7 protein-coding genes are annotated in these 8,291 nt (G+C 67.9%); 4 read left to right on the forward strand and 3 right to left on the reverse strand.

From position 1 onward, the window contains the following. Positions 1–825, reverse strand: an 825-nt coding sequence (locus FVW20_RS02300; RefSeq protein WP_196608123.1) for an NAD(P)/FAD-dependent oxidoreductase, incomplete at its 3' end; no start/stop codon positions are given. 465 nt (positions 826–1,290) lie between these two features. Between FVW20_RS02300 and hisC the strand changes: the two genes are divergently transcribed. Both hisC and cmk read left to right on the forward strand, forming a co-directional pair. Continuing rightward, a complete protein-coding gene (hisC, locus tag FVW20_RS02305; RefSeq protein WP_196608124.1) occupies positions 1,291–2,454 on the forward strand; it encodes a histidinol-phosphate transaminase in 1,164 nt (387 codons plus the stop codon). Further along, positions 2,447–3,169: a (d)CMP kinase gene (gene cmk, locus FVW20_RS02310; RefSeq protein WP_196608125.1), complete on the forward strand. Its 723-nt coding sequence runs from the start codon at positions 2,447–2,449 to the stop codon at positions 3,167–3,169. Before hisC ends, cmk begins: the two co-directional genes overlap by 8 nt. 380 nt (positions 3,170–3,549) lie before the next feature. On the opposite strand, the gene uraA is transcribed toward cmk, so the two are convergent. Then, positions 3,550–4,836: a uracil permease gene (gene uraA, locus FVW20_RS02315; RefSeq protein WP_167123697.1), complete on the reverse strand. Its 1,287-nt coding sequence runs from the start codon at positions 4,834–4,836 to the stop codon at positions 3,550–3,552. A 225-nt stretch (positions 4,837–5,061) separates the two neighbouring features. After that, complete coding sequence (upp, locus tag FVW20_RS02320; protein ID WP_167123695.1) at positions 5,062–5,688, reverse strand: uracil phosphoribosyltransferase; 627 nt, start codon at positions 5,686–5,688, stop codon at positions 5,062–5,064. Positions 5,689–5,797: 109 nt separating this feature from the next. Here upp and FVW20_RS02325 point away from each other — a divergent pair, with 109 nt between their 5' ends. Together FVW20_RS02325 and FVW20_RS02330 are read left to right on the forward strand one after the other, a co-directional pair. Beyond that, complete coding sequence (locus FVW20_RS02325; protein WP_196608126.1) at positions 5,798–7,474, forward strand: dephospho-CoA kinase; 1,677 nt, start codon at positions 5,798–5,800, stop codon at positions 7,472–7,474. Positions 7,475–7,485: 11 nt separating this feature from the next. Then, positions 7,486–8,229 (forward strand): rhomboid family intramembrane serine protease, encoded by a 744-nt coding sequence (locus tag FVW20_RS02330; RefSeq protein WP_196608127.1) that lies wholly within the window; start codon positions 7,486–7,488, stop codon positions 8,227–8,229. Positions 8,230–8,291 lie beyond the last annotated feature (62 nt).

Below are 8,291 nucleotides of genomic sequence, written 5' to 3' on the forward strand. Positions count from 1 at the left end.
CCCGGCGGTCCAGGCCACGGTGCAGGTGGCGATGCGCAGGCCGTCACCCAGGCGCACGTCGGTGGGGCCAACCTCGGCCACCCCGGCCCGGGTGCGCACCTCCACGCCCATCAGGGCCAGCCTGTCCCGGGCGTAGGCGCGCAACTGTTCGGGAAAGCCGATCAGCAGGCCGTCCGCCGCTTCCAGCAGCACGATGCGCGGGGGCGTCTTGCCCGCCAGTTCCGGAAAATCGCGCGCCAGCGGGGTGCGCACCAGTTCCGCCAGCGCCCCGGCAAATTCCACCCCTGTGGGGCCGCCGCCCACCACGGTGAAGGTAAGCAGCGCCGCGCGCCGGGCCGGGTCTTCGGTCAGGCTGGCCCGCTCGAAGCAGGCCAGGATGTGGTTGCGCAGGCGCACCGCATCTTCCAGCGATTTCAGGGTATAGGCATTTTCCGCCGCGCCCGGCACCCCGAAGAACGAGGTAAGGCTGCCCGGCGCAAAGATAAGGTGGTCGTAGGGAATATCCGGCCCGTCGGTATGCAGCACCCGCCGGTCCGCATCCACCCCGCGCACGTCCGCCAGCGCCACGCTGACCCGCTGCTGCCCCCGGAACACCCCGCGCAGGGGATAGGCGATCTGCTCCGGCTCTATCTCCGCCGCCGCCACCTGATACAGCAACGGCAAAAAGGTATGGTAGTTGTTGCGGTCCACCAGCACCACGTCCACCCGGCCCGAACGCGCCAGACGCCGCGCCGCCCACAGCCCGCCGAAGCCGCCCCCCACGATGACCACGCGGGGCCTGCCGGCACCGCGCGCAAACCTGTCCGTATCGTTCCGGCCGATCATGTCCGCCTCCGTCTGTGCTGCCCCGCGTGCAACCGCATGAGTGTTCGCCCAGCCCTGCATGGCCTGCATGGCCTGCATGGCTTGCATGTCCCGTGCTCCCTGTATCCGCGTACCCGCGAAGCTGGCACTGTGCCAGCCGCGCACGGGCACGCGGCCATCCTTCACGATATACGCACCAGACCGGGCACGGCAAGAGGCCGGGCAAAGGATGCGCAAGGATGCTGGGGGATACGGAGGAATGGGGAGGGATGCGTAAGATCACGCCCGACGCCGGGTGGTGCAGGACGGCCCGCCGCGCGGAGTCGGCCAGACCGGCACCGCAGGGCCCGGTGGCGCATCGTGCATGCCCCCTGCGCAGTGCCGCCTCTTGCGCAGTGCGGGCGCCTTGGACTATCTGAGGGGTCTTCCGCGACGGCGGGCGCACCCCGCCCCGCCGCGCGCCCAACGAAGGAGCATGTTGCCCCCATGTGTGCCGACAAAACAGCCAGCGCAGGCGCCCCCACGGGACTTCCGCTGGCCTCGCCCAGCGCCGTGCGTCCCGAGGTGTGCGGATTCAAGCCGTACACCCCCGGCCTGTCCATCGACGAAATCCGCGACAGGTACGGCCTTGCCCACGTCATCAAACTGGCCAGCAACGAAAATCCGCTGGGCACCTCGCCCGTGGTGCAGCATGCCCTGCGACACAAGGCGAACCTGGCCTTTCGCTATGCCCAGTCGGGCAACCCGCGCCTGACGTCGGCCATCGCCGCGCATCACGGCGTGCCTGCGGAATGCGTGGTGGCGGGCAACGGCTCGGACGAGATCATCGACCTCATCGTGCGGGTGCGGGCCGTGCCGGGGGTGCACAACGTGGTGGCGTTCAACCCGTGCTTCAGCATCTATGAATTGCAGACCCGGCTGGCGGGGGTGGAATTCCGGCAGGCGCCGCTGGCGGCGGACTTCTCCTTCGACTGGGACGGCCTGATGGCGCTGGTGGACGACGCCACCGCCGTGGTCTTCGTGACCACGCCGGACAACCCCTCCGGTTTCTGCCCCCCCGTGGCCGACCTGGAAAGGCTGGCCCGCGCCCTGCCCTCCGGCTGCCTGCTGGTGGTGGACGAGGCGTACATGGACTTCTGCGGCGACGAGTCGGCCCACTCGCTGCTGGCCCGCATCGAGGAATTCCCCAACCTTGCCGTGCTGCGCACCTTTTCCAAAAGCTTCGGGCTGGCCGGGCTGCGCCTTGGCTACGGCATCCTGCCCGTGCAACTGGCCGACTACCTGCGCCGGGTGCGGCTGCCGTTCAGCGTGAACATCCTTGCCGAAGAGGCGGGCCTGGCCGCGCTGGCGGACGACGTGTTCCGCGCCGAGACCCTGCGTGTGACCAGCGAGGGACGCGCTGCGCTGACGGAGGGGCTGACCGCGCTTGGTTGCCACGTGTACCCCAGCAAGGCCAACTTCGTGATGTTCCGCCCGGCCCCGGCCTGCAAGAGCGCGGCGCACCTGTTCGAGGAACTGCTGCGGCGCGGCATCATCATCCGCCCGCTGAAAAGCTATGGCCTGCCCGACCTTTTGCGCGTCAGCGTGGGCAGCCCGGACGAGAACGCGGCGTTCCTGAAGGCTGCCGGGGAGATCATGGCCCATGCCTGATACGTGTCGCGCCTGCTCCGGGGCAAACGCCGCGCACACCGCGTCCACCGTCCCCGTCGTCACGCTGGACGGCCCGGCGGGCGTGGGCAAGACCACCCTGGCCAAACGGCTTGCCGACGCACTGGGGGTGGCCTATCTGGACACCGGCGCCATGTTCCGCACCCTGGCCTGGAAGCTGGGCCCCGGTGCCCACGAACTGCCGGAAGGCGACCTGCGCGCCCGGCTGGAAGGCTTCTGCTTCGCGCTGTCCGGGGCGGGTGGGGCTTCCGTGCTGTCCTGCAACGGCGTGCCCGTGGGCGAGGAAATCCGCACCGAGGAAGTGGCCGCGCTGGCCTCGCGCATCGCGACCCTGCCGGTGGTGCGCGAACGGCTGAAGGCCGCGCAGCAGGCGTTGGGGGCCTCGTGCGCGCTGGTGGTGGAAGGCCGCGACATGGGCACCGTGGTGTTTCCCGCGGCGTGCCACAAGTTCTTTCTGGACGCCACGCCAGAGGAACGCGCCCGCCGTCGCTGCCAGCAACTGGAAGCACAGGGCCAGCCCGCCGACCTTGCCACCATCGCCGCCCAGATCCGCGAGCGCGACGACATGGACCGCAACCGCGCCGTGGCCCCGCTGCGCCCCGCCGCCGACGCCGTGACGGTGGACACCACCACCCTGGACATCGACGGAGTGTTCGCGGAACTGACCCGGCACATCACCGCGCGCGGTGGGCTGTAGGCCACCCGCTGACATCCCGATTCAAATGACGCGGCCCGCGCTTCTCACGAAGCGCGGGCCGTTCCATTTCAAGGACAGTTTTCACACTGCCTCCGGCGGGCAAAGGGCTTTCGCGCGTTGCGATCGCCATCCGTAATGCTCGAAGACTAGCATAACGGCTGCCGTGCGTTGCACTCACGTTTCGGCGTAACCGTGGATAAACATACAAACCATGGCGCCGCGAATATACCTCTCTACCTCCACAAAAAAACATCCCCGCCGCGTTACCGCGACAGGGATGCAACGAACCAAATGAAAAGTTTGCGGGAGGGTTGGGGGTTCGGGGGAAGGGAGGGGGCTTTTCAAAGCCCCCTCCCTTCCCCCGGTTATCCTCAATACTCTTACAAATCCGTTTGCGAACTCGCAACGCCGCTGCGATCCAGTACATGGAAGATCAGCGACAGGATCATGCCCACCACGGTAGCCAGGGCCATGCCCTTGAGCTGCACGGAGCCGACCTGCACGGGCACGCCGCTGATGCCGGTGATGAACACGATGGCGGTCAGGGTGAGGTTGGCGGGCTTGGAGTAGTCCACGCGCGATTCCACCAGCATGCGGATGCCCGAGGCGGCGATGACGCCGAACAGCAGGATGCAGATGCCGCCCATGACCGGGGTGGGGATGGACTGGATGAGCGCGGACAGCTTGCCCACGAAGGCCAGCAGGATGGAGATGACGGCGGCGCCGCCGATGACCCACACCGAGTACACGCGGGTGATGGCCATGACGCCGATGTTTTCGCCGTAGGTGGTGGTGGGCACGGAACCGAAGAAGCCGGACAGCACGGTGGACACGCCGTCGCCCATGAGCGAGCGGTGCAGGCCGGGGTCGCGGGTCAGGTCGCGCTGCACGATGTTGCCGGTGACCACCAGATGGCCGATGTGCTCGGAAATGACCACCAGCGCGGCGGGAATGATGATCAGGATGGTGTTGATGTCGAACTTGGGCACGTACACGGTGGGGGTGGCCAGCACGGGGGCGGCGGCCACGCCCGCGAAGTTCACGGCGCCAAGGGCCATGGACACCGCGTAGCCCACGGCAATGCCGGTCAGCACGGGGATGATGGCCATGAAGCCCCGGAACAGCACCGAGCCGAAGGCCACGGTGAGCAGGGTGGTCATGGAGATGATGATGGCGGTGGAATTGTACACGCCGTTGGCGTCGGGCATGACGCCCGCCATGCCGGTGGCCACCCCGGCCAGTTCAAGGCCGATCAGGGCCACGATGGGCCCCATGGTGGCGGGCGGCAGCACCACGCCGATCCATTCCGGACCGAACTTCCAGATGATCAGGGCCACGGCGATGAAGATGCAGCCGGAGGCGATGAACCCGCCCAGCGCATAGGAATAGTTGGCGCCCCACATGGCCTGGTCCGCGCCCAGCACCACGAACACGGGCGACAGGAAGGCGAAGCTGGAGCCGAGGAAAGCCGGGGCCTTGCCCTTGCAGAGCACCAGGTAGATCAGGGTGCCGATGCCGTTCATCAGCAGCACGATGGCCGGGTCGATCTTGAACAGGGTGGGCACCAGAACGGACGCCCCGAACATTGCGAAAAGGTGCTGGAAGCTCAGGGGAATACCCTGAAGAAACGGTACCTTTTCCTCCACCTGGATGGTCTTTCTGGCCATTGCCCTCTCCGAAAAGTGCTGATGTGGTGTGTGCATGCGCGCGGCGCGCGGGCGCGGGGCCGTTGCGCGGCGCGGTTCGGGCAACCGCCCTGCCGCCTTGCGGAAAACCTGTGTTCGTGCGGCGTGCCCGGCATTGCCGGGGCCGTGCCGCAGGGTATGACGGGGAACGGCGAGGCCCCCCGTAAAAAGGGGCGGGACATTTGCTGTCCCGCCCCGTGGTGCGCCTTATTTGGTGCCGAATATCTTGTCGCCCGCGTCACCAAGGCCGGGCAGGATGTAACCGTGCTCGTTGAGCCGTTCGTCGACCGAGGCGACGTAAATGTCCACATCGGGATGGCGGTCGGTGACCTTCTTGATGCCTTCCGGCGCGGCCACCAGGAACAGGCCCTTGATCTGCGGGCAGCCCGCTTCCTTCAGCAGGTCGATGGTGGCGTTCAGGGTGCCGCCGGTGGCCAGCATGGGGTCGATGATGATGGCCATGCGCTCTTCGATGTTCTTGGCCAGCTTCACGTAGTACTTCACCGGCTCAAGGGTTTCCTCGTTGCGGAACATGCCCACGACGCTCACCTTGGCGCCGGGAATCATGTCCAGCAGGCCGTCCAGCATGCCAAGGCCCGCACGCAGGATGGGCACCACGGTGATCTTCTTGCCGCGGATCTGGTCCACCTCGACAGGCCCGGCCCACCCCTGTATGGTGACCTTCTCCGTTTCGAGGTCCTTGGTGGCCTCGTAGGTAAGCAGGCGGCATATTTCGTTGGAAATGGCCCGGAACTCGCTTACCGGCACGTCGTGCTGGCGCAGGATGCCCAGCTTGTGCTTGACCAACGGATGATTCACCACGGTAACGGCCACGATAGGTCTCCTTGTCTGTCTCGGTGTGCAGGGGCGCTTGCCCCCCAAACGCACAGGTTGTAAAAAACACGCCCCCATCGGTCAAGAGAAAGCACAACCGTTGCCAAACATGTCGAATTTACCGCCCCCCCAGGCCGAAACGCGCACCCACTCCTTCACCGTCGCCCCCGAACACGCCGGACAGCGCCTGGACCGTTATCTGGGAGATGTCATGGCCGGCCTGCGCGAAAGGGACGGCCACGGCGATGCCGTCTCCCGCGAGAAGGTCAAGCGGGCCATCCGCGAGGGTGCGGCCACTGTGCAGGGCCGCGCGTGCACCGTGCCCAACACCCGCGTGGAGCCGGGCCAGACGGTAACCCTCACGCTGGCCGTGCCAGCCGCCAAGGTAACACCCGAAGACGGCGACCTGGCCGTGCTGTACCGCGATGCGGCCATCGCCGTGCTGGACAAGCCCGCGGGGCTCACCGTGCACCCCTGCCCCAGTTGCCCGGAAGGCACGCTGGTGCACAGGCTGGTGCGCCACTTTCCCGAATTGGCCGCGCAAGAGGGCTTTCGCCCCGGCATCGTGCACCGCATCGACAAGGACACCAGCGGCCTTTTGCTGGTGGCCCTGACCGAGGCTGTGCGGCTGGAGCTGTCGCGCGCCTTCGCCGAGCGCGAAGTGCACAAGGAATACCTGGCCCTGGTGCACGGCGTGCCTGCGCCGCAGGGCGAACTGGATGCCCCCATTGGCCGCCACCCGCTGCACAAGGTGAAGATGGCCGTGGTGCCGGAAAACCGTGGCGGCAAGCCCGCCCGCTCGGCTTGGCGGGTGCTGCTGGCAGACCCCGGCGGTCGATTCGCCCTGGTGGCGGTGCGCATCTTCACCGGGCGTACGCATCAGATACGGGTGCACATGGCCCACCTGGGGCACCCCCTGTGGCAGGACGCGGTGTACGGCCCGTCGGAAGCCGTGCCGCCCGCAGCGGGCGAACTGCCGGACTTTCCCCCGCGCCAGATGCTGCACGCCTGGCGCCTGTCGTTCCGGCATCCGGAAACGGACAGGGACATGCACTTCACCTGCCCGCCCCCGCCGGACTTCGCCGCGCTGGCCATGCGCCTGTCGCGGCGCATGCAGCGGGTGGTGGTGACCGGCTCGCCGGGCTGCGGCAAGTCGGCCCTCATCCGCCAGTTGGGCGAGGCGGGCCTGCCGGTGTGGAGCGCCGACGCAGCCGTGGCCCGACTGTACGAGCCGGGAGGCGGCGGGCACCACCTGTTGCGGGGCCGCTATGGCGACCGCTTCGTGCCAGAACCCGCCGGACCGGTCGACAAGCGCGCCCTGTTCGCGGCCATGCGTGGCGATGATGCCCTGCGCCGCGAGGTGGAAGACATGATCCACCCGCTGGCCCGGCACGCCATGGATGCATTCTTCGCGCAGGCCGAAGCCACGGGCGTCCCCGTGGCCGTGGCCGAAGTGCCGCTGTTCCTGGAAGCGGGCTGGAAGGCGGGCACGCCGCCGAACATCCTGCCGAGCATCCTCCTCGTCGGGGTGCATTGCCCCTTCGCGGAACGCGCCCGCAGGCTGGAAACGCATCGCGGCTGGCCGCCGGACATGATCGCCGCCATGGAGGCGTGGCAATGGCCGGAAGCGGACAAGATGCGCGCCTGCCATCTTGTGGTGGACAATTCCGGCACGCCGGAGGACCTGGCCCGCCGAACGCGCGGCCTGCTGGCCGAACTGACCCGCCTGCGCGCCGCGCGCGATGCACGCATTGCCGACCATCTTGCCTCGCTGTGGCAGGCATGAGACGCTAGCGCATGTTTCCCCTGCGCGACACCATTCCACGCGTGCACACCCCATGGGCGGTGTGGTGCATCCTTGCCGCCAACCTTGCCGTGTTTCTGTGGCAGCAGACGCTGACGCCCGGCGAAACCCTGCGCCTGTTCCACTTCATGGGGGTGGTGCCCGCCCGCTTCGCCCACCCGGACTGGGCGCTGACCTCCGGCTATCCGCCGGGGGGCGTCATCGCCTTTGCCGCGCACATGTTCCTGCACGGCGGCTGGGGCCACTTTCTGGTGAACATGTGGACGTTGTGGATCTTCGGCGACAACATCGAAGACGTCATGGGGCCGGTGCGCTTCACCATCTTCTACCTGACCTGCGGGCTGGCGGCCCTGCTGACGCACATGGTCTTTTCCGCCTCGTCCACCGTGCCGGTGGTGGGAGCGTCCGGGGCCATCGCCGGGGTACTGGGGGCGTACTTTTTGCTGTACCCGCACGCGCGGGTCACCACGCTGGTGCCGCTGCTGTTCATCCCGCTGATTTTCGACCTGCCCGCAGTGGTCTACCTGGGCATATGGTTCGTCACCCAATTGCTGTCCGGACTGACCTCGCTGGGCAGTGACGGCGCGGGCATCGCCTGGTGGGCGCACCTTGGCGGCTTCGTGGCCGGGTTCGTTCTGCTGCCGCTGTTCCGCCAGAAGGGCCGCTGCTACTACTGCCGGTTTCCCGAGGGCCGAGGCCGGGGCGTCATCCGCGCCCCGCACGACCCCGAGGCGTAGCGGCGCGGCTGCCCCCTCCCGATCCGCACATCCTGACGCCCTGCCGCTCGCGACGGTTGCCG

It is taken from the genome of Nitratidesulfovibrio oxamicus (genome assembly GCF_015731765.1).
In the GTDB taxonomy this organism is placed as follows: Bacteria; Desulfobacterota; Desulfovibrionia; order Desulfovibrionales; family Desulfovibrionaceae; genus Cupidesulfovibrio; species Cupidesulfovibrio oxamicus.